The sequence below is a fragment of the Corallococcus sp. AB032C genome (assembly GCF_003668935.1).
In the GTDB taxonomy this organism is placed as follows: Bacteria; Myxococcota; Myxococcia; order Myxococcales; family Myxococcaceae; genus Corallococcus; species Corallococcus exiguus.
The window spans coordinates 16,379-36,365 of sequence record NZ_RAWP01000046.1; the positions used below are offsets into that span (position 1 = coordinate 16,379).

At 69.4% G+C, this 19,987-nt stretch carries 17 protein-coding genes; 6 read left to right on the plus strand and 11 right to left on the minus strand.

What is annotated here, in order from left to right; translation table 11 throughout:
• Window positions 1-45 precede the first annotated feature (45 nt).
• The 11 genes from D7X99_RS21055 to D7X99_RS21105 all read right to left on the minus strand — a co-directional run bounded on the left by D7X99_RS21055 (window position 46) and on the right by D7X99_RS21105 (window position 12,930).
• The gene (locus tag D7X99_RS21055) at window positions 46-1,485 is read right to left on the minus strand and encodes a tetratricopeptide repeat protein (RefSeq protein WP_121779340.1); all 1,440 of its coding nucleotides are present in this window, start codon (window positions 1,483-1,485) and stop codon (window positions 46-48) included.
• Entirely contained in the window at window positions 1,482-5,150 is a 3,669-nt protein-coding gene (locus D7X99_RS21060) for a tetratricopeptide repeat protein (protein ID WP_121779341.1), read from the minus strand. The genes D7X99_RS21055 and D7X99_RS21060 overlap by 4 nt, the downstream gene beginning before the upstream one ends.
• Before the next feature lie 260 nt (window positions 5,151-5,410).
• On the minus strand, window positions 5,411-6,949 hold the full coding sequence (locus tag D7X99_RS21065; protein WP_121779342.1) for a tetratricopeptide repeat protein: 1,539 nt from the start codon (window positions 6,947-6,949) through the stop codon (window positions 5,411-5,413).
• 2 nt (window positions 6,950-6,951) lie between these two features.
• A complete protein-coding gene (locus D7X99_RS21070; RefSeq protein WP_121779343.1) occupies window positions 6,952-8,163 on the minus strand; it encodes an outer membrane beta-barrel domain-containing protein in 1,212 nt (403 codons plus the stop codon).
• A 9-nt stretch (window positions 8,164-8,172) separates the two neighbouring features.
• Window positions 8,173-8,991, minus strand: coding sequence for an outer membrane beta-barrel domain-containing protein (locus D7X99_RS21075; protein ID WP_121779344.1), 819 nt, complete (start codon window positions 8,989-8,991; stop codon window positions 8,173-8,175).
• Between the two features lie 329 nt (window positions 8,992-9,320).
• Entirely contained in the window at window positions 9,321-9,989 is a 669-nt protein-coding gene (gene rplC / locus D7X99_RS21080) for a 50S ribosomal protein L3 (RefSeq protein WP_120599973.1), read from the minus strand.
• A 143-nt stretch (window positions 9,990-10,132) separates the two neighbouring features.
• Complete coding sequence (locus tag D7X99_RS21085; protein WP_121779345.1) at window positions 10,133-10,903, minus strand: hypothetical protein; 771 nt, start codon at window positions 10,901-10,903, stop codon at window positions 10,133-10,135.
• Window positions 10,904-10,982: 79 nt separating this feature from the next.
• Window positions 10,983-11,396 carry a hypothetical protein gene (locus D7X99_RS21090; protein WP_223743187.1) on the minus strand — a complete coding sequence of 138 codons (414 nt, stop codon included), beginning with the start codon at window positions 11,394-11,396 and terminating at the stop codon, window positions 10,983-10,985.
• Window positions 11,397-11,511: 115 nt separating this feature from the next.
• Complete coding sequence (locus D7X99_RS21095; RefSeq protein WP_121779346.1) at window positions 11,512-12,165, minus strand: HupE/UreJ family protein; 654 nt, start codon at window positions 12,163-12,165, stop codon at window positions 11,512-11,514.
• Between the two features lie 40 nt (window positions 12,166-12,205).
• On the minus strand, window positions 12,206-12,775 hold the full coding sequence (locus D7X99_RS21100; RefSeq protein ID WP_121779347.1) for a hypothetical protein: 570 nt from the start codon (window positions 12,773-12,775) through the stop codon (window positions 12,206-12,208).
• The gene (locus D7X99_RS21105; protein ID WP_120525751.1) at window positions 12,772-12,930 is read right to left on the minus strand and encodes a lmo0937 family membrane protein; all 159 of its coding nucleotides are present in this window, start codon (window positions 12,928-12,930) and stop codon (window positions 12,772-12,774) included. Before D7X99_RS21105 ends, D7X99_RS21100 begins: the two co-directional genes overlap by 4 nt.
• A gap of 292 nt (window positions 12,931-13,222) precedes the next feature.
• Between D7X99_RS21105 and D7X99_RS21110 the strand changes: the two genes are divergently transcribed.
• The 6 genes from D7X99_RS21110 (at window position 13,223) to D7X99_RS21135 (ending at window position 19,974) form a co-directional block, all read left to right on the plus strand.
• The gene (locus tag D7X99_RS21110; protein ID WP_120579618.1) at window positions 13,223-13,960 is read left to right on the plus strand and encodes a lytic transglycosylase domain-containing protein; all 738 of its coding nucleotides are present in this window, start codon (window positions 13,223-13,225) and stop codon (window positions 13,958-13,960) included.
• 221 nt (window positions 13,961-14,181) lie between these two features.
• Entirely contained in the window at window positions 14,182-14,508 is a 327-nt protein-coding gene (locus tag D7X99_RS21115; protein ID WP_121779348.1) for an STAS domain-containing protein, read from the plus strand.
• A 136-nt stretch (window positions 14,509-14,644) separates the two neighbouring features.
• Window positions 14,645-15,625: a MoxR family ATPase gene (locus D7X99_RS21120; RefSeq protein ID WP_120579620.1), complete on the plus strand. Its 981-nt coding sequence runs from the start codon at window positions 14,645-14,647 to the stop codon at window positions 15,623-15,625.
• The gene (locus tag D7X99_RS21125; RefSeq protein WP_121779349.1) at window positions 15,622-16,602 is read left to right on the plus strand and encodes a DUF58 domain-containing protein; all 981 of its coding nucleotides are present in this window, start codon (window positions 15,622-15,624) and stop codon (window positions 16,600-16,602) included. Before D7X99_RS21120 ends, D7X99_RS21125 begins: the two co-directional genes overlap by 4 nt.
• Window positions 16,599-18,668: a DUF3488 and transglutaminase-like domain-containing protein gene (locus D7X99_RS21130; protein ID WP_121779350.1), complete on the plus strand. Its 2,070-nt coding sequence runs from the start codon at window positions 16,599-16,601 to the stop codon at window positions 18,666-18,668. Before D7X99_RS21125 ends, D7X99_RS21130 begins: the two co-directional genes overlap by 4 nt.
• A gap of 418 nt (window positions 18,669-19,086) precedes the next feature.
• Window positions 19,087-19,974: an RNA polymerase factor sigma-32 gene (locus D7X99_RS21135; RefSeq protein WP_120557449.1), complete on the plus strand. Its 888-nt coding sequence runs from the start codon at window positions 19,087-19,089 to the stop codon at window positions 19,972-19,974.
• Window positions 19,975-19,987: the final 13 nt, after the last annotated feature.

Consider the following 19,987-nt stretch of genomic DNA (forward strand, 5'->3'; position numbering starts at 1 on the left):
GGGAAGAAAGTTCTCGTCCTTCCCGCCGGGACGACTGTTGTTTCTTCAGGGCGTCGGAGCAGGCGTCGGAGCCGTCTGTCCATTGCCAGACGCATCGTCGGCCGCGGGTTCGGCCGGAGCCTCCTGCTCGGGCGCGCTGGTGTCCTGGGGCAGCTGGTTCATCACGGACGAGCCCGCGCCCCCGGTGGCGGCGGCGTCCTTCTTCTCCTCGCCCTCGGCCTCCGCGGTGGCGGCCGGAGCCGGCGGCGGGTTCTTGAGCATGTTCTGCAGGCCGTTCACCTTGGCGGTGATGAGCTGCTTGTCCTGATCCGTCGTGGACGACAGGTCCTTGCAGCGGTCCAGGAACGCGATGGCCTTCTCGAAGGCCGCGCGCTCGGTCGCGTACGCCCAGCCCGCGCCGCACACCGCCTCCGGCTTGTCCGCGGAGCGCGCGAGCACCTTCTCGAACGCCTCGCCCGCGGCCACGCCCTTCTTCGGATCCAGGCCCTTCTGCCCGTCCAGCGCGTACGCCAGGTACAGCTGGCCCTCCAGGCCGTCCGGCTCCAGGGACAGGGCCTTGGTGAAGGCCTTCTCCGCGCCCGCGTAGTCGCGGTAGCTCAGCGCCAGGGCGCCCAGGTTGAGGTGGCCGGGCGCGAAGTTGTCATCCAGCGACACGGCCTTCTGGAACTGGGCCAGGGCGCGCGGGCGGTCGTCCATCTTCAGGTAGATCATCCCCAGCGTGTTGGAGATGGCCGGGTCGTCCTGCGCCACCTTGCGCGCGTTGATGACCAGCAGCTCCGCCAGGCGGTACTGGCCGCGGTCGTACGCCACCAGCGCCAGCGTCTTGTACGCCTCCGGGTTGTCCTTGCTGCGCGCGAGCACGCGCCGGCCCGTGGCCTCCGCCTCGTCCAGCTTGCCCGCCAGCCGGTACGTCGCGGCCAGCGCGTTGAGCACGGGCTCGTCGTGTTCATGGCCCGGCGTCTGGAGCGCCTTCGTGTACAGCCCGAGGGCCTCGTCCAGCTGGCCCGCGTGCCGGTGCATCAGCCCCAGGTTCATCACGGACGGCGTGTGCGCCGGGTTCAGGGCGAGCACCTGCTCGTACGCCACGCGGGCGTCGGCGGGGCGGCCCTGCTTATCCGCGATGACACCCAGGTTGAAGCGCGCGTTGAGCGCCTTGGGCTCGTGGGAGACGACGGCCTCGAAGCCCTTGCGAGCGGCGTCCAGGTCACCGGCCTCGTAGGCCTTCAGGGCCTGCGCGAACTGGCCGTCCGCGTCGCCCTTCTCCGCCGGAGCGGGAGGGGGCGCGGCGGCGGGGACCGTGACGGCGGGCTTCTCCACCGCGTTCATCGCGACGGGCGTGGGCCTGGGGCCCGTGGCGCAGGCCGTGGTGAAGGCGAAGGCGAAGGCCCCCGCCAGGAACATGCGCTTGGTGCGAAAGCCGTTCATCCCCGTCGTCCCCATCCCCTTCAACTGGCTGCTGATGTCGATGCTGTGGTTCGTCTTCACGGCCGCACCCCCTCGAGCGACGCGGTGGGTTCAGACTTCGAGGCGCCCGAGCCCTCCGGCGAGACAGAGGGCTTCGCACCCTCGGCGGGCACGGCTTCCGGCGCGGGCGGCGGCGCGGCGGGCTTTGGATCCACGGAGGCGCTGATGGGGCCGTTGAGGTCCTTCAGCACGCCCGAGGCGATGCGCGAATCACTGCTGCCCCGGTACGTCACCGGCTTCACCTGGGCGTAGGCACCCGGGCGCAGGCGGTTGATCTGATCCTGCGCGGCCAGCGTCCACTCGCTGTAGATGCCCAGCTCGTAGGCCTTCTGGAGGCCCTTCTCCAGGGCGTCGCTGGACTTGTCCTCCAGCGGAAGCGCCAGGTTCTCCAGCTCGCCGCGATACATGCTGAGCTGCTCTTCATCCAGACCGGACGGATCCGGCGAGTCCATGATGTTGCGAGCGAAGTCCGCGTACGCGAGGCCGATGCGGGTCAGCGCCGCGATGCCCCACTCGCCGGAGCCCGTGGCGAGCACCGCCGCGTACTCCTTCTCCACGCGCTGCATCTCCTTCTGCTTGTTCGTCAGGTCGCGGCGGATGGTGGAGACGCGCGTGAACTTGATGTCCGAGAAGCGCTTCCACGTGGGCTCCAGCGCCAGGAAGCGCGCGTGGCCGTACGCGTTGAGCACCGCGGTGTCCTTGCGCACGCCCTCCGCGAGCTTGTTCCAGCCGCGCACCAGCTCGTCCTGCGCCTTCTCCTGGCCGCGCACGTCCTTCAGCTTCTGGTACGAGAGCAGCTCGTGGTACCGCGCCAGGTACGCCTGCCCCGCGGCGGTGCGCGAGTCGCGGCCGTAGTCCTCCACGAACCGGTTGAAGGCGCGGGCCGCGTCGCCCCACTTCTTCTCCTTCTCCCACACGAGGCCGATGGAGAAGGCCACCTGCGGCACGTCCTTGCGGTCCTTGAAGCGCGCCAGGTAGCTGTTCCACGCGGTGACGGCCTTCTGGGACTCGCCCAGGCCGTCGTACCAGACGCCCGCGTTGAAGAGGGCGTCCGCCACCCACTCGCCCGCCGCGTCCACCTGCGCCTTGAGCTCGGCGGCCTTCTGCGAGCGCTTGGACTCCACATCCTCCACTGCACCCGGCGTGTCGTCCTTCTTCGCGACGGTGGTGGCCTTGGCCTTCTTCTCCTTGTCCTTCTTCGACTGCGTCTCGCGGGCCTTGATGGCCGCGTCGTACTCGGCCACGAAGGACTCGGACATCGCCGCGGCCTTCTTGAACTCAGCGACCTTCTCGTAGAGGCCGGACAGCATGTAACGGGTCTGCAGCTCGAAGCTGCTGTTCGGGTACTCCTTGAGGACGCGCTCGCCGGCGGTGATCCCCTTGTCGACCTCACCCGCCTCCTGCGCGATGACCATCGCGTAGGTGAGCGCGCGGTCCGCGTTCTCCGACTTGGGGAACTCCGTCACGAAGGTGAGGAACTCCTCGGCGGCCTTCGCCGGGTTCTTCTCCTTCTTGTAGACGACCTCGTCCACGTACTTGTACTGGCTGCCCTCCACCACGCGGGCCACGCGCAGGGCGAAGTCCGAACCGGGCTTGGACAGCTTCTTGTTGCCCAGGAACTTGCGCGAGAGGGTGTTGAGCTCCTGCCACTCCTCGCGGCTCTCCAGCACGTACATGGTCAGGTCCGCGGCGTCGCGCGAGCGGCGCTCCTCCGGGAACTTCTCGATGATCTCCCCGAAGCGGCGGGCCGCGTCCACGAAGTGCGCGCGGTCGTAGAGGATGACGGCGGCCTGGTAGCGCAGGTCGATCTCATCCTGGTTGCCCGGGTAGAGGTTGTTGTACGTGTCGCACGCGGCGACCAGCCGGTCCTCGAACTTCGTGAGCGACTGCTCGGCCTGCTCCTTGGCGTCGCGCTTCACCAGCTTCTGCTTGGCGACGTCGCCCTTGTCCTTCTTCTCGTCGACCTTCTGGCCGTCCTTCAGGTCGCTCTTGGAGAGCTGGCCGCGCTCGATCTTGACCAGCTTGTCGTACGCGAGCACCGCGTTGTACGAGGCGCTCTTGCGGTAGGCCTCGTTGGAGACCTCCTTCGCGGAGTCGCGGTCCGGAATCTTGAACGCGACCACGGCGTCGTACTCACCGGCGGCGGCCTCCCACTCCTCCAGGGCCCAGAGGATTTCCGCGTAGAAGAAGCGGATGTTGAAGGCGGAGTCCGCCACGAACTCCGGGTTGTCGCTGGAGGCGAACGCGTCCACGTACTGCTTGTAGATGTCGCGCGCGAGCCGGTAGGTCTCCACCTGGCGCGTCTTCTGCGCCTCCTGGTGGTACTCGGTGACCATCACGCGCATGGCCTCTTCGGTGACGCTGAAGGCGTTGCGCAGCACGCCCGCGTTGCTGGCGTTGGAGGTCCACCACTCGCCACCGGGGCGGTAGAGGTCCACCATCCGCTTCATCTCCTTGCGGACCTGCTGGCGCTGGCGCAGGCCTTCGAACGCACGCACCACCGCCTGCTGGTACTCCGGCGCGTTCGCGCCCATGGGCGAGTCGTCGATGAGCGTGCGATACACCAGGATGGCGCTGTCGAAGTGACCCGCGTCCACCAGGCCTGCCGCCGTCTTCGCGAGCAGCCGGCCCTGGCGCCTGGCCGGAGCCTTCTGCTTGAAGTAGGCGAGCGCCTCCTTCGGCTGATCCAACTGGACGTAGAAGACGGTGAGGTCGTTGAGGGCCTCCGTGCGCAGGTCGCCCAGCTCCTCGCCGCGCTGGCTGGCGTAGTCCACCACCTCGTGGAGCTTCTTCAGGCCCGCGTCCAGGTCGCCCGCGTTGAAGTCACACCAGGACAGCTTGTAGGTGGCGTAGGCGTAGATCTTGGGCACGCCAGAGGCGCGCGCCTTCTCGTAGTTCTCCTTCGCGGGCGCGAGCTTGTTGTTCTCGAAGTAGTGGTTGCCCAGCTGGATGTACGCGTCCGGGACGAACTGCGACTTCGGGAAGTCGCGGATCAGCTCCTCGTAGCGCGCCACCGCGTCCGCGCGGCGGTTGAGATCGTAGAGGTTGTAGCCCAGGGAGAAGAGGACCTCGTCGCGGGCCGGGTAGTCCGGGTACTCGCTGAGGATGGCCTCGTAGATGCGCATCGTCTCCGCGCGGTAGCGCTCGGAGTCACGGTGGTCCTGCTCCGGCGCGGTGGCCTTCTCACCGCGCGCCACGGCGGCGTCGTAGGCCTTCTCCGCCGTGAGGAACCTCTCCATCTCCAACTGGTAGAGGTACTTGGACTTCTCCCAGTAGAGCTCCGACAGGCGGTACTGCATCTCCGCCTTCTGCGTGGAGGTCTCCTGCAGCTTGGGGATGAGGCGCTTGAAGCCCTCGATGGCCTCGTCGCGCTTCTTGTCCGCGAGCGCGTCCTTCTTGGAGTCCGCGATGCGCGGCATGTCCGCGAACTTGGCCGTGGCGGGCTTCACCCGCGCCGGTCCCTTGCGCATGTCCTGGGGCGCCACGCCGGGCGGCAGCTCCGCCTTCTTCGCCTCCTCCTTGTCCTTCTTGCTCGCGGCCTCGGCCTTCTTGGCCGCTGCCTTCGAAGAGGACTTCTTCGTCGCCACCTTCCGCGGCGGTGCCGTCTCCTCCGCCGCCTCCCCCACCCCACCGGCCGCGAGCGCGACGCCCACCGCCAGTGCACCGAACCGAAGAACCACCTTCATGCGAGCTCCTGGAGAACCGCGCCTCGCCTGCCTGGGAAAACTTCTGCCCAATTGGGAGGGACGACGGAAAGTAGACGCGGGTACCCAGATTGAGAAGTGGCCCGGAACGTGCCTTGTGCCCCGGCGTACGCGATCACGCCGAGCCACCTTCCAGGACTCAACATCACGCGAAGAGGCCCCGTCCCCCGTGACAAACGCACGGTGGCGGGGCCTCTTGGGGTGCTGCTCATGGCGGCCGGGTGCGACCGGCTCCTACTTGCCTACTTCTCCTGCCGTGCGGGGCAGCCCCGCTTGAGCGTGTACTGATAGTAGCCAATTTCGTCGATCCAGAACTCGCCCTGGAAGCGCCAGTAGTTCCACGCCGCGCCGGGCATCTTCGGGCGGTAGAGCGTCTGGCGGGTGAGCAGCGCCTTCTGGTCCACGCCCTCGGAGAAGAGGTCCTTCTCATCCAGCGCGGTCTGCACGCGGATGATCTCCGCCTGGTCGGAGAAGGTGCGGAGGTTGTCCGCGGCCTCCTTGATGCGGTTCTTCGCCAGCGTGCCGCCCACCTGGAGCAGCGTGGTGCGGATGTCCTCCAGCGACGCCACCGTCTGCGCGGCGAACGGCGTCCCGCGCCACGGCCCTTCACTGATGGCGCGCTTCTCCTGGTCCACGCGCGACAGGGTCCGCATCACTTCACGGATGCGCTCGTTGTTGCGGATCCACAGGTAGACGGCGCGCGGCAGGCGGCGGTTCTCGGAGGCCACCAGGTTGAAGGCCTGGATGGGCGCCACGTCCTCGCCGGTGAAGGGCTCCAGCTGCTTGGCCATGGGGCCGTAGCGCTCGTCGAACGCGGCGAGCGTCGTCTTCACCTCGTCGTAGAGGCACGAGTAGTAATAGACGGTCGCCTTGAGGATCCATGACTCGGGCTGGAAGGCGCCCTCGAACTGCGGCGCGTGCAGCGCCTGGAGGCTGCCCAGCGCGCCGCCGAAGTCCTCGTTCTGGAAGCGGGCGAAGCCGTTCTCGAACAGGGACTGGTCCCAGAAGCGCGCGTAGCGGGGCACGCCTTCGTACGCCTTCACCGCGTCCGCGTACTCGCCCCGGCGGTAGTGCACGCGGCCCAGCGCCAGCAGCGCCAGCTCGCGCGTCTCCGGCAGTTCCACCTGCGGCTCCTTGGTGTGGAGCACGGCCTGGAACGCGGCGATGGCCTCCTTGTCCAGCGTCTCCCCTTCCCCGGGACGCCCCGGGAAGCGCGGGTCCGCGAGCACCGTGCCCAACAGGTAGCGGGCCTTCGCGTAGACGCGGCTGTCCGCGGGCACGGCCTCCAGGAGCGAACGGGACTCCTCGAAGCGCATGCGGCGCTGGCTGGCGGTGCCGACCAGGTAGTTGATGCGCGCCAGCACCTCCTTGGGCAGCGTGACCCAGCGGTCGCGCACCTCGTCGGTGTAGGCCTGGTTGAGGATGCTGGGGATGAGGTTCTGCTCATCCAGCCGCTGCTGCATGTCCACCAGCCCCTCGATGGCCTTGAGGTACGAGGGGTGCGCAGGGCCGGCGTTGACGATGGCCGCGTAGGAGATGAAGGCCGCGACGGGCAGGTCCTTCTTGGCGAAGGTCTGCGCCAGGTAGAACTCGGCCTTGCCCTTGAGGTCCGCGTCCTCCCCTTCCGCCAGCTGCGCGAAGAGGGGGGCGGCGGTGTCGAGCTTGCCTTCGTTGAAGGCGGAGAGCGCGCGGTTGTAGGTGCCCACGTCCTGCTGGGCGAGGGCCACCGAGGACACGGCGAGGGGCCCGAGGACGACGAGGAGTCGGAGCAGTCGGGACATGGTTAGAAGAGCACCGAGAAGCCAGCGTAGAAGCTGACGTTGTTGAGGACGTCCGACGAAGGCTCGGCGACGAGGTCCCTCCCGAGGATGATGTCCTCGCGGTAGTTCTTCTTCGTCTTCGGGTCCACGCCGTCGAACTTCGCCACCTTGCAGCTGCCGCTCAGGCTGAGACCGTCGAAGGGCTGGTTGGCGGCACGCGCGGCCTCCAGCGCCTCGAAGTCCGCCAGGTTGCAGCCGTCCACCTTGTCCACGCGCGCGGTGTAGATGAGGTCGCGCACCTCCAGGCGGAGGGCGTAGTGCTCACCGAACTGCACGCGGAAGCCGCCGCCCACCTCACCCAGGAACTTGTTGCCCGTGTCGCCGAAGCGCGCGGGCACCTGGAACGTCTGCCCCTCCACCTCGTTCGCCACTTCCGGGCGGATGAGGTGGCGCGTCTTGCCGATGCCCGCGCCGCCACTGAGCACCACGCTGAACTGCGCCAGCGAGTTGTTGAAGAAGGCGAACTTGCCGTAGAGCGGCGTGACTTCGACGCCCGCGTACGCGCCCCACTGGAGCAGGAGCGACGACGCGGCCTGGGCCTGCTCGCGCACCTTGTCGATGAGCTCCAGGTTGAAGTCGCTCTCGTCGGAGTACCAGTTGTACTGGCCGCCCACCTGGAGGGCGAAGTTCTCCTGCAGGTGGTAGACGTAGTTCAGCCCGGTGCCCACGTGGTTGGTGAACTTGCCGTTCACCTGCACGACGCCGGGGTACAGCACCAGCTCGTGCTTGCCCTCGTCCGCGAAGCGCTTCTTCTGGACGATGTGGACGTTGACGTTCGGGTTGTAGAGCGGCGCGCCATTCACCAGCCGCTGCTGCTGCGCGTCCGTGGTGCGCGGCGCTTCACCGGTGTCCAGCACCGGCACGTCCGTGGTCGGAGTGGCCGCTGGAGCCTGCGCACTGGAGGGCTCGGAGGACGGCGCGCGGTCCGCGTCGTCCTCACCGGTGACGGCGGGCGCGGACGGCGTGGCCGGCGCGGCTTCAGGAAGGGACTGGGGCACGGCCGGCGCGTCGCGCTCGGTGCGCTGGCGCTCCGGCGGTTCAGCCGGTGAAGGAGAGGCCGGCGCGGTCGCATCCGGACCCGGAGCGGCCGGCGGCTGCGCCGGAGAGGCGCCTTGCGCGAACGCGAGGGCAGGCACCGCGGCGACGAGGAGCGCGATGGAACGGAAGGGTCGCATAGGAATGGGTCAGAACGAAAAGGTGTAGCCGAGGTCGAACTGCACCAGGTGCGTGAGGCCCGGACTGCCGGCGGGCTCACCGGTGGTCCGGCCAGCCTCCCAGTCGTCGCGCAGCAGGTTCACGCGGTAGCTGTCCTTGAAGATCCAGTCGCGCAGCTCCAGCCGGATGCCGTGCTGCTCCTTGATGAAGAAGCGGAACCCCAGCGCGGCGGACACCACCGGCGCCACGCGCGACTCCTTCACCCAGTAGTTCTCCGTGGCGCTGCCCCGGTCATCCACGGCCGTGCGGTTGTCACAGACGCCCGCGGCCCGGTCCACCACCTGGGTGCACTGGATGACGGACTGGCGCTTCAGGTTGGTGAGGCCGCCGCCCGCCCAGAGGTACGTCTGGAAGTGCACCGGGATGTCCGCGACGAGGCTGATCTTCCCGTAGATGGGAGCCCACCGCGCGCCAACGACGCCGTGCAGGCCCATCCGCCACATGTCCTCCAGCTCGTCCGTGACGCGCTTGTCCTCGCGGTCCAGGAAGGACTCGGAGATGGAGCGCGCCAGGCCCGTGTGGCGGCTGACGGCGTAGCCCGCGCGCGCCTCCAGCGCGAACGTGTCGAACAGGTTGTAGGCAATCCCAACGTCGAAGAAGTAGTGCGCCGTCAGGTGCGTCTGCACTGGCAAGCCCACGGACAGGGACAGCTCCGGGTGGCCCGCGGGCTTGTAGAGCCGGTTGCGGACGACCGCCGAGTCCAGGACGCCGTCTTCCTGTGCGGCGGCGCCGAGAGCCGTCAGCGAGAGGCTCAGCGCGGCGAAGACGCGAAGCGTGCGTGCTTTCATATCTCCTGCCCGGCCCGGGGGTGGGCCGTTGGGTGATCCGGATGGCAACCCGTCTGCTTGGACGGCGAGGCTCCGGCGTGGGACAGCGATGTGAGCACGGCGCTCATTCACCGCAAGCGGATCCCAGCGGCAGTCGGTAAAGTTTTCGCCCTTTGCCCCCAGGGCGACCAGCACTCAACGTTTCCGCGCGGATGCGAGGCCTCCGCCCCGCGCGCACGCGCGGACACCACGCCCGGAAACGACGAAAGCCCCGCCCGGCAACCCGAAGGTGCCGGAAGCGGGGCGTCGAACGGGGCGCGGTGAAGCGCCCCGGCGTCAGTGGCTGCGAATCAGCGCGCGGCCTTGTGCTGCGCGCGCATGGCCACCTTGATGGAGGGACGCACGATGACGATGCCGTCGTTGTGGCCGGCGACCGCGCCCTTCACGAGCACGAGGCCCTTCTCCACGTCCACGTCCACCACGGTCAGGTTCTGCGTGGTGACGCGATCGACGCCGTAGTGACCCGGCATCTTCTTGTTCGGGTACGTACGACCCGGCGTCTTACGCTGACCGATGGCGCCCGGGTGACGCTGATACTCGTGCGTACCGTGGGTCTTGGTCTGCGAACCCTTGAAGCTCCAGCGGCGCATGACGCCGGAGAAGCCGCGGCCCTTGGTCACGCCGGTGACGTCCACCAGCTCGCCCTTGGTGAACATGTCCGCCTTGACGGCGTCGCCCACGTTGAAGCCGGCGGCCTCCTCGGCCGTGACGCGGAACTCGCGCAGGTGACGGCGCGGCGTGGCGCTGGCCTTCTTGAAGAAGCCGAGCTCCGGCTTGTTCAAGAGCTTCTCGCGGATTTCGCCGAAGCCCACGGTCACCGCGGAGTACTCATCCTTCTCCGGGGTGCGCTTGCCGACAACCAGACAGGTGTTGACGTCGATGACCGTCACCGGAACGAGGTTGCCCTCGTCGTTGAACACCTGGGTCATGCCGATCTTCTTGCCAATCAGACCCTTCACGTCGTCCTCACAGCGAGCGCCCGTGGCGCTGAAAGCCCAATGAATTCAATGAACTGGCCTACACGCGTACCCGCGGCCGCCAGGAAGCGGCGCAAGATAGCAAACACGTCCCCTACGTCAAGCACCAAGGGTGGGCGTACCCCTCACTGCGCGACGTCCAACCGCTTGTAGAAGGGGTTGAGCTGCCCGTCCGCGATGCGCTGGGCATACACCTCTTCGCCGAGGAGGAACAGGGCCTGATCCAGATAATCTTCCGCGCCCTTGATCTCCTCTTCCTTGGCGGCGATGGACTGGTCGAGCTCCGCCATCCGGGCGTCGTGCTGCTGCTTCTGCTCCTCCGCGGCGTCCTCCAGCTCGATCAGGCGCTTGTGCGCCAGGATGCCGGCCCCGCCGGGCTGACCAGGAGTGGGCGTGAGGGCGGTCGCCAGCTGGGACTCCCAGTCCTCCACCTCGCGCGACAGGCGCATCTGGGCGATGCGGTTCTTCTTTAGATTTTGCTTGGCGGCGTCCAGCTTCACCGGATCCTGGGTGGTCATCTCCAGGTCCGCGAGCTTCGACTCCAGCTTCTTCAGGCCCGCGAGGGCGTAGCGCAGGTCGGCGCGGCGCGTGTCCAGTGTCTTGCGCAGCCCCTTCACCTTGCCCTCCACCGCTGTCACGGCCTTCTGGAACTTGCCGGTGATCTCCTTCTGGGCGCCGCACTCGTCCTCGTGCTGCGCCAGGAAGTCCTGATAGGCCACGTCCTCGTCGTTCATCTCCGCTTCCAGCGCCGCCAGCTCGTCCCGGCGCGCCTCCAGCACCTCTTCGGCGCGGTAGACGCGTTCCATGGAGCGGGGGCAGTTCGGCTTGCCCGGGAGGACGTCCCGGGCCAGGTCGCCGAGCTGGAAGATGAGATCGTTGTAGCTCTCCTTCGCCATGGGCGGATTCATACGCCCAAGACGCCAGGACTGTCACCGGCCGAGCGCATTCCCCGCGCCCGGCCCTCTTTCCGCCTCCTCAGGAATCCGCGGGAGCCGCGACGGCCTGGGACTCGCCCCGCCGCACCGCCGCCAGGGCCCCTTCCGCCAGGGCGAGCAGTTCCCGGGCCCGATCCTGCTCCTCGGTCCGGTTCAGCTCGCAGACCCAGGCGGATGACAGGTCCGCGTGCTGGCGCGCCATCTCCGCGGTTGTCTCGTAGCGCGCGGCCGATGCGCGCGCGAAGGCCCCCTCCCGGCGCAGCTCCAGCACCGTGTCCGGATCCAGATCGATTTCCTCTGGAGGTACCGGCAACGGCCCTCGCCCCAGCGCCGCCAGACGGGCCAGGAGCCGTGATGCATGGGCGCGACAGAAGGCGGCCAGCACCATCAGGCGCGCCCGGACCCGCGCGTCGTTCATGCGCTCCGCCAGCCCCGTCATACGACGGGCTGACACCACTTCTGCCTCCCACGCGGCGGCCAGTGCGGCTGCCAGCCGGGTATGCCTCGCTCCCATCAGCGTCCCTCCCCCACCCTCGTGAGACGCAAGCTAGGAACGCTGTTGGTGCAATTCAACCGACCGCGCGAGCAACCATCCAATAAAGCCCCACTCCCGCGAGGCCAATGGACGACAGGCGCACAACCTTCGAGTGCAGACGGGGCCTGCGCTGAACGATTCGCAGCACGGGAACCAGGAAGGCCACCACCGCCGCCTGCCCCACCTCCACCCCCAGGTTGAAGCCCAGGAGCGCTGGCGCCACGTCCGTCCCCAGCCCGTAGCCGCCGAGCACGCTCGCGAAGCCCAGCCCATGCACCAGGCCGAACAGGAAGGTCAGCCCCGCACGGTGCCCGTGCCGGCGCAAGAGCAGGTTCTCCAGCGCCATGTAGAGGATGGAAGCGGCGATGGCGGCCTCGGCCCACCGCGTGCCCCGCGCGCCCAGCGTCACCACGCCCAGGGCCGTGAGCCCCAGCGTCAGCGAGTGCGCCAGCGTGAAGGACGTCACCAACAAGAGGATCCGCCGGAACGAGCCGCCCACCAGCAGCACCGCCAGCAGGAACAGCAGATGATCCGCCCCGGCCAGGATGTGGCGGATGCCCTCGCCCACCCAGCCGGCGAAGCCGTCCACCGCTCCGGGCGCGACCTCTATTTCGTGGGCATGGGCGGCGGCCGGTCCCAGCAGGAGCAGGGCCAGCAACACCACCCGGACCGGGGGAAACGGCTTCATCGCGCGAAGGAGCCTGCCCTCCGCGCGCCCTGCCCGTCCACTACTCGTGCACGAACTCCAGCTGCACCTGGTGGCGGCCCGAAAGCCCGCCGTGGTGCGCGCCGCAGCGCGGACAGACCATGGGTTGATCCCATTCCCACTGGGCCTGCACCTCGTCCCCGCAGCAGAGCATGGGGAGCGTGCGCAGCATCTCCTCGTCCGGAGGCAGCGGCCGGGGCAGCGGCTCCGGCGCCACGGAGATGAAGGTGGGCCGCGGGTTCTGGGACAGCGTGCGCTGCACGTACGCCAGCTGCTCGTACCGCACGTGGTTCGCCCACGCGCGCGCCATCTGCTCCACGTGCGCGGACTGATCCGGCGTGAGCCACGCGTCCGGCAGCGCGCGGTGGCCGCAGTACAGGCAGTGCCACGCAGGCAGCTCCTCGGGCGTGTACGCCTCGTGGAGGTTTTCGAAGGGGAAGTAGCCCGCGAGCAGCCGCTGCAGCATCCCCGCGTCGTGGCGGCTGGGCCGCGTCTTGAAGGAGCGCTGGCAGCGGGGACATTCGCGCCGCACGAAGCCCGCCTTGTCCCGCGGCAGCTCCAGCCACGCCATGTCCAGCTCCGGCAGGTTCATGCCAGCCCCCGCCGGCGCCCCAGCGACGCGACGGCCAGCACGAACGCGATGAGCGAGAACACCAGGAGCAGGTGCACCCACTGCCCCTCCGTTGAACCGGTGATCAGCCCCATCACCCACAACACCATCAAGATGATGCCCATGGTCCAGTACACGCCACGCCTCCCGCCACACAGGGCCTCGAAAACTCAGACCGGGCGCAAGCTAGGAACGCGGAGGCACCGCGGCAACAGGTGGAGCTTTCTGCAGGGTCAGGTTGGGAAACAACCTTCCCAGGCCGGGCATTTTTTCCGGATGCCGTGGGCCATGCCGGTCCTGTTTCAGCCCCTCTCTAAAGGATCCGTAAGGCAGCTGGCGCACGCTACGTACGCTGGCACGTTGCCTGCTTAGCCGCTGGGTGTGGGCGAGTCAGCGGGCGCGAGTGGTTGGGCGCCAGGGGAGGGCGTGATGAGGGGTTGGACGGTGGCGATGGCGGCGGCGGTGGTGCTGATGGGGACGAACGCGGTGGCGTTCCCGGTGCAGGTTCCGGTGGGTGCGCAGGGGGAAGCGCCGGACGTCGCGGCCCTGAGGGCGCAGCTGGCGGAGAAGGACGCACAGCTCAAGGCCGCCCTGGCCCGGCTGCAGCACTATGAGGACGAGGCGGACTACCTCCGCGCGGAGCAGATGGGCGTGGCCGAGGCCGTGCGCGCCTCCGGGCTCCCGGAGCGGCAGCAGCGCCGGCTGGCGGTCTCCATCGTCCGCGAGGCGGAGCGCAACAACCTGGATCCGCTGCTGGTGGTGGCGCTGATCCGCTGCGAGTCGTCCTTCAACAACTACGCGGTGTCCGGCGTGGGCGCCATGGGCCTCATGCAGGTGATGCCGGACACGGGCAAGTACCTGGCGGAGAAGTCCGGCTGGCGGCTGGGCCGACACACCAACCTCTTCGACTTCGAGACGAACGTGAACCTGGGCACCGCGTACCTGGCGGACCTCATCAGCCGCTTCGGCTCCGTGGAGGGCGCGCTCGTCGCCTACAACGCGGGTCCCGGGCTGGCCAAGCGCATCCTGGCCAAGAAGGAAAACCGGGTGAAGTTCATGGCAGGCTACCCCGCCAAGGTCGTGAAGGAGTTCCGCAAGCTGAAGGCCCAGCAGGAGCGCGCCATCAGCCTGCGTGCCGAGCAGCCGACAGCCGACCGCAAGGGTTGACCGCTGCGTGACATGAACTCCGCCCGGTCGCCAACACTCCAACCGAAGTTGCATGCCCGGCACTGACCTGATCGCCGGTGAAGGCGCACTGTCCGGCTCCGGCTGTGCACCCCCACCCCACGGTGGGAACCCGGACCACTCCTGTGGTCCGGAAACGTGCGGCAGCCGCCATCACATCGCGGGGTGGCACACACGTGCACACCTTAGCGGGAGCGCGGATCATGACGGGGCTTCAGATTCATCGGCAGGAGGAGGCGGCGGGTCGGATCACGCTGCGTCTGGAGGGAACGTTGGACGGCCGCACGGCCCAGGAGCTGCGCAACTCGCTCCAGGCGCTGGGCCAGAGTGAGGTGGTCCTGGACTTCGCGCACCTGCGTGAGTTCAAGGACAGCGCGGTGGGCGTCCTGACCCACGGCCTGAAGGACGGCGCCGTTCAGCTGCGCGGGCTGGCTACGCACCACGAGCGGATGTTCCGCTACTTCGGCGTGCTGGCCTCGCCGACGACGCACCGGGCGTACTACACGCCCGAGGACATCCTCTCCGTCTGAGGATGAAGGGCCCTCCGGGCCGCGTGCACCCCCGGCAAGCGCCCGCGCCTCCAAGGCAAGCGGGCATCCGGCGTGGAACACGGGCGGCCTGGAGGGGTGCCGGCGGGCGTTTGCCTGGGCTAGAGTCCGCGCCCAGATGACCCAGCCCGCTCGCGTCCTCGGTCCAGTTCCCTCCCCTGCTTCCGCGCGCGCGGTGATGGAGCGGCTCGCCGCCCAGCTTGGCCGCGCCGTGCAGGGAAAACCGGAGGAGGTGCGGCGCGTCGTCACCTGCGTGGTGGCCGGCGGGCACCTGCTGCTGGAGGACATGCCCGGCGTGGGCAAGACGACGCTGGCGGAGGCCCTGGCCCGAGCGTGCGCCCTGTCCTTCGCCCGCATCCAGTTCACCGCGGACCTGCTGCCGGCGGACATCCTGGGCGCGCAGGTGTTCCACGCGCAGACGGCCACCTTCTCCTTCCGGCCCGGGCCGCTGTTCCGGCAGCTGGTGCTGGCGGACGAGCTCAACCGCGCGCCCCCGCGCACCCAGTCCGCGCTCCTGGAGGGCATGGCCCAGGGCCAGGTGTCGCTGGACGGGCAGACCCACGCGCTGCCTTCACCCTTCACGGTGGTGGCCACCCAGAACCCGGTGGACTTCTCCGGCACCTATCCCCTGCCGGACTCGCAGCTGGATCGCTTCCTCGTGCGCCTGTCCCTGGGCCACCCGGCGCCGGACGTGGAGGCGCGCCTGCTCACCACGCGCGGCGCGGCGTCCCCGCTGCCGTCGGTGGAGGCGGTGACGGGGCCGGAGGAGCTGGCGTCGCTGCGTGAGTTCACCCAGGACGTGAAGCTGGACGCGACGGTGGCGGACTACGTGGTGCGGCTGGCTCGGGCCACGCGCGAGCACGGCGACCTGGAGCGCGGCGCGTCCACCCGCGCGGTGCTGGCGCTGGGGTCCGCGGCCCGGGCGCAGGCTTTGTGGGAAGGGCGCGACTTCGTCACCCCCGGTGACGTGCGCGCCATGATGGTGCCCTGCTGGGCGCACCGCGTGCTCTTGAGGAGCGCCGTGCAGGGCGTGTCCGCGCGGGACGAGGCAGCGCACCTGGTGGAGGAGATCGCCCGCAAGGTGGCGGCGCCCCGGTGAAGGCCCCTGCCCGCCCCCCACTCAAGGCGCGGCTGCGCGCCCTCCTTCGTCCGCCGCGCACGCTGTCGGTGACGAAGACGGGCCGCACGTACCTGGTGGTGACGTTCGGCGTGGGGCTGGGCGCGCTCAACACGGGCAACAACCTGCTCTACCTGCTGCTGGGACTGCTGCTCAGCATGGTGGTGGTGTCCGGCGTGCTGTCGGAGCGCTGCCTGCGCGACCTGACGGTGCGCCGGGTGGGCGCGGACGCGGCCTTCGCGCGCGAGCCCTTCGCCTACCGCTGGGCGGTGTCGCGCAAGAAGGGGCACGGCTTCGCGCTGACGTTCTCCGAGGACCTCTCGCCGCTCACCGGCACCGGGAAGCTGGGGCACCTGTCCGCGGGCAAGGAGCACATCGTCCGGGCGGACCTGGCCGCGCCGCACCGGGGCCCCGTGCGCCTGTCCGGCGTGCGCGTCACCACCACGTGGCCCCTGGGCCTGTTCGCCAAGACGCGCGTGTTCTCCCTGGAGGGGACGCTGCTCGTGTATCCGCGCCGCGGCTACGCCTGCAAGGAACCAGGGCCCGCGGAGAAGGGCCCCCGGGGCGAGTCGGGCAGCCCGCGCCACCTGGACGGCACCGGCGACGTGGCGGGCCTGCGCGAGCTTGCCCCGAACGAGGACGCGCGCCGCATCCACTGGCTGAAGAGCGCCGCGGCGGGGCGCCTCCTGAAGGTGGAGCGCGAGCGCGAGGAGCGCCGCATCTGGAAGCTCGCGCTGGAGACGGGCCTCACGGGTGACGCGCTGGAGCGCCGCTGTGAAGAGGTCGCCGCCCAGGCGCACCAGCTCCTGGACGCGGGACATGAGGTCGGCCTCCAGTTGCCGGAGCGCGCGCTGCGGCCGGCGGCGGGGGCTTCGCAGGAGCGGCGCGTCCTCCAGGCGCTCGCGTGGGTGGGCTTCGAGGACGCGGACGCAGGGACGGACTCCCGGGAGGCGGCGTGAAGCGCCCCTTGAGGCTGCGGCTCGCCCTGCGCGACCTGGCGGTGGGCTTCGCCTTCGCCGCGATGGCCATGTCCGGCCAGCTCCCCGTGTGGGTGCTGGGCGTCTTCATCGGAGCGCTGGTGCTGGCGCTGGGCGACGTGCGGCTCGTCGCGCGCTTCTCCCGCCTGTCCGCGCTGGGGCTGCTGGTCGCGGCGGTGCTCCTGGGCCTCCAGCTGACGGCCGGCGCGATGAACGCGGTGGTGGCGGCGTGCGCCTTCGCGAGCCTCATCGCCGCGCAGCGGATGCTGTCCACGCCGGACGCCGCGGCGGAGGGACAGACGCACCTGACGGGCCTCTTGATGGTGGCCGGTGGCGCGGCGCTGTCGGGCGACATGACGTACGCGCTGTGCCTCATCGCCTTCGGGGTGCTGGCCAGCCTGGCGCTGGCGCTGGGCGTGGTGGAGGCGGCGGTGCCGGACGGCGAGCCCGTGCCGGTGCGCGCGGTGCTGCGGCCGCTGTCCGTGGGCGTGATGTTCGCGGTGGCCGGCTCGGTGGCCTTCTTCGTCCTCTTCCCCCGCCTCAACTGGGCCATGGTGGGGCCGCGTTCTGCGCCGGGCTTCGGCGCGGTGAGCAGCGCGGGCTACTCCAACACCGTGCGGCTGGGCGGCGCGGGCACCATCAAGGGCAACCCGCGCGTGGTGCTGCGCGCCACGCTCACGCCGGATCCGGGCCGCGAAGCGCTGGACGCCTACTGGGTGGGCCGCACCTACGACACCTTCGACGGCATGGAGTGGACGAACGTCGTCGGCGCGCAGCAGACGGAGCGGCAGATCACCCTGCGCCCCGCCAGCGACACACTCCTCCACCAGCGCATCGAGCTGCTGCCCGCGTACGGCGCCCGCACGCTGATTGCCCTGGAGATGCCCTCGCGCCTGGGCAACGCCATGGCCCACACGCCCACCGGCACCCGGAACAGCCCGGTGCAGCTCCAGGGCGGGGGCGAGGTGCGCTTCACCGTCACCGCGCCCTCGTACACCTACGAGGCCTACAGCCTGCCGCCGGACGCGAAGAAGGGCATGTCCGACGGCCTGGTCCCGGCGGAGCGCGACCAGCTCCTGGCGCTGCCCGAACACCTGGACGCGCGCGTCGCGCAGCTCGCGGCGCAGGTGCTCCAGGGAGAGAAGGAGCCGCTGGCCGCCGCGCGCAAGCTCGCCACCTTCCTGCAGCGGGACTACGGGTACACGCTGGAGCAGGCAGGCACTCCGGAGGATCCGCTGGCGGAGTTCCTCTTCGTGCGCAAGGCAGGCCACTGCGAGCACTTCGCCACCGCGCTCACGCTGATGCTGCGCACACAGGGCATCGGGGCGCGGCTCGCCACGGGCTTCTATGGCGGCGCGCGCATGGACGGCGGCTACCTGGTGCGCGCGGGCGACGCGCACGCCTGGACGCACGTGCTCGTCCCAGGGCGGGGCTTCGTCACCGTGGACGCGACGCCGCCGTCGAACCGCACGAGCCAGGGCTCCGTGCTGCTGGAGAAGGTGCTCGCGCTCTATGAAGCGGTGGAGTCGCGCTGGCGCAACTCCGTCGTCGACTACTCCTTCCGCGACCAGTTCGAACTGGCGAGCGCCCTGGTCCGCCCGCCGCGCCGTGCGCCCGGCGCCCCCGCGAACGAAGGCCCCAGCCGCCTGCCCCCGCCGCGCGCGTGGGTGACGGCCGCCGTCGTGGCCTTCGTCATCTGGCGCGCGGGCCGCTTCGTCTCCCGCTGGACGGGCCGCGCTCCGGTGCTGGAGGCCACGCGCTTCCTCGACCGGGTGGACGTGGTGCTCCAGAAGGCCCATGTGCCGCGCTTTGAACACGAGACGCTGGAGGACCTGACCACGCGCCTGGCGCGCGACGGACATCCGCTGGCGCTGGCGCTGACGCCCCTCACCCGCCGCTACCTGGAGGCCCGCTTCGGCGGCCGTGCCCTGCGCGAGGGAGAGGCCGAGCACCTGCTCGCCACCTTGCGCCGCGCGTTGGATGCGGAAGCCGCCCGTCGAGCAGTAAAGCCGGCCGGACAGTCGGGCCCTACCGCCCGCGCCTCCTGAGCGGAAGAGAAGTGCCCTCTGGATGGAAGCGGGCTTCCGTCGCCGGTCGCTCGCCCTCCCCAGGAACGCCCGGCCGAGGTGGAGAAATGTCTCCACAGCCGCCACCCGTCGCCATTAAGCGTTTCACGCAACCCCATTCGCGAACGTCATGGCGACGTGCGCTCGAGGGCACCGCGCCGTGCATTTTCTCCCCTCGCAGACCCGCGGTTTTCCTACCGGCCACGGGTAACGGTTACAGACCGTTGCCAGGGGACCCCCACCTGCGCCTTCCAACCCCTCGGAGACACACGCGAATACATCCGACCCTGGTTGGCATCCCGGTTGCTCAGGGCAGACACGTCAAGTTGTAGGACTTGAACCCAGAGCACCTTTCAAGCGCCTCCGCCGCGGCAGGAGGCCCGATTTGGAGAATCCATCCATGCAGGCTTCGACCGAGCAGTCGTCCAATTCTGGCTCCCTCGCGATGTATCTCTCGGAGATCAACCAGTACTCGCTCCTGAAGGTGGAGGAGGAGCAGGAGCTGGCGCGCCGGTTCATCAAGGGTGACCTGGCCGCGGGCCACCGCCTGGTGACGAGCAACCTGCGCTTCGTGGTGAAGGTCTCCTACGAGTACCGCTCCTACGGCATCAAGATGTCGGACCTCATCCAGGAGGGAAATATCGGCCTGATGAAGGCCGTGCAGAAGTTCGATCCGGACAAGGGCATCCGCCTCATCTCGTACGCGGTGTGGTGGATCCGCGCGTACATCCAGAACTACATCCTGAAGAGCTGGTCCCTGGTGAAGCTTGGAACCACGCAGGCGCAGCGCAAGCTGTTCTTCAGTCTGGCGCGCACCCGCCGTGAGCTGGAGAAGCTGGGCAGCGGCGAGACCGTGGTGAACGTGGATGAGATTGCCCGCAAGCTCCACGTGAAGCCCGGAGAAGTGCGTGAGATGGAGCAGCGCATGGGTGGCCGGGACTTGTCCCTGGACGCGCCCATGGGCGAGGACGGCGGCAACAGCCACGTGGACTTCGTGGTGAGCGCGGCGGCGCCCCAGGACGATGAGTTCGCGGACAAGGAGGAGGCGGGCCTCATCAACAACCGCGTCCGCACCGCCCTGATGCGCCTGGACCCGCGCGAGCGCTTCATCATCGAGCAGCGCGTGATGAACGAGCGCCCCATGACGCTCAAGGAGCTGGGTGAGCACTTCGGCTTCTCCCGCGAGCGCGCGCGCCAGCTGGAGATCCGCGCCAAGGACAAGCTCAAGTCGGAGCTGGCCGCCCTGATGGCGGAGGTGGATCCGGAGACGCTCGCCGCCCAGGGCTGAGGGCTGTTTTCGC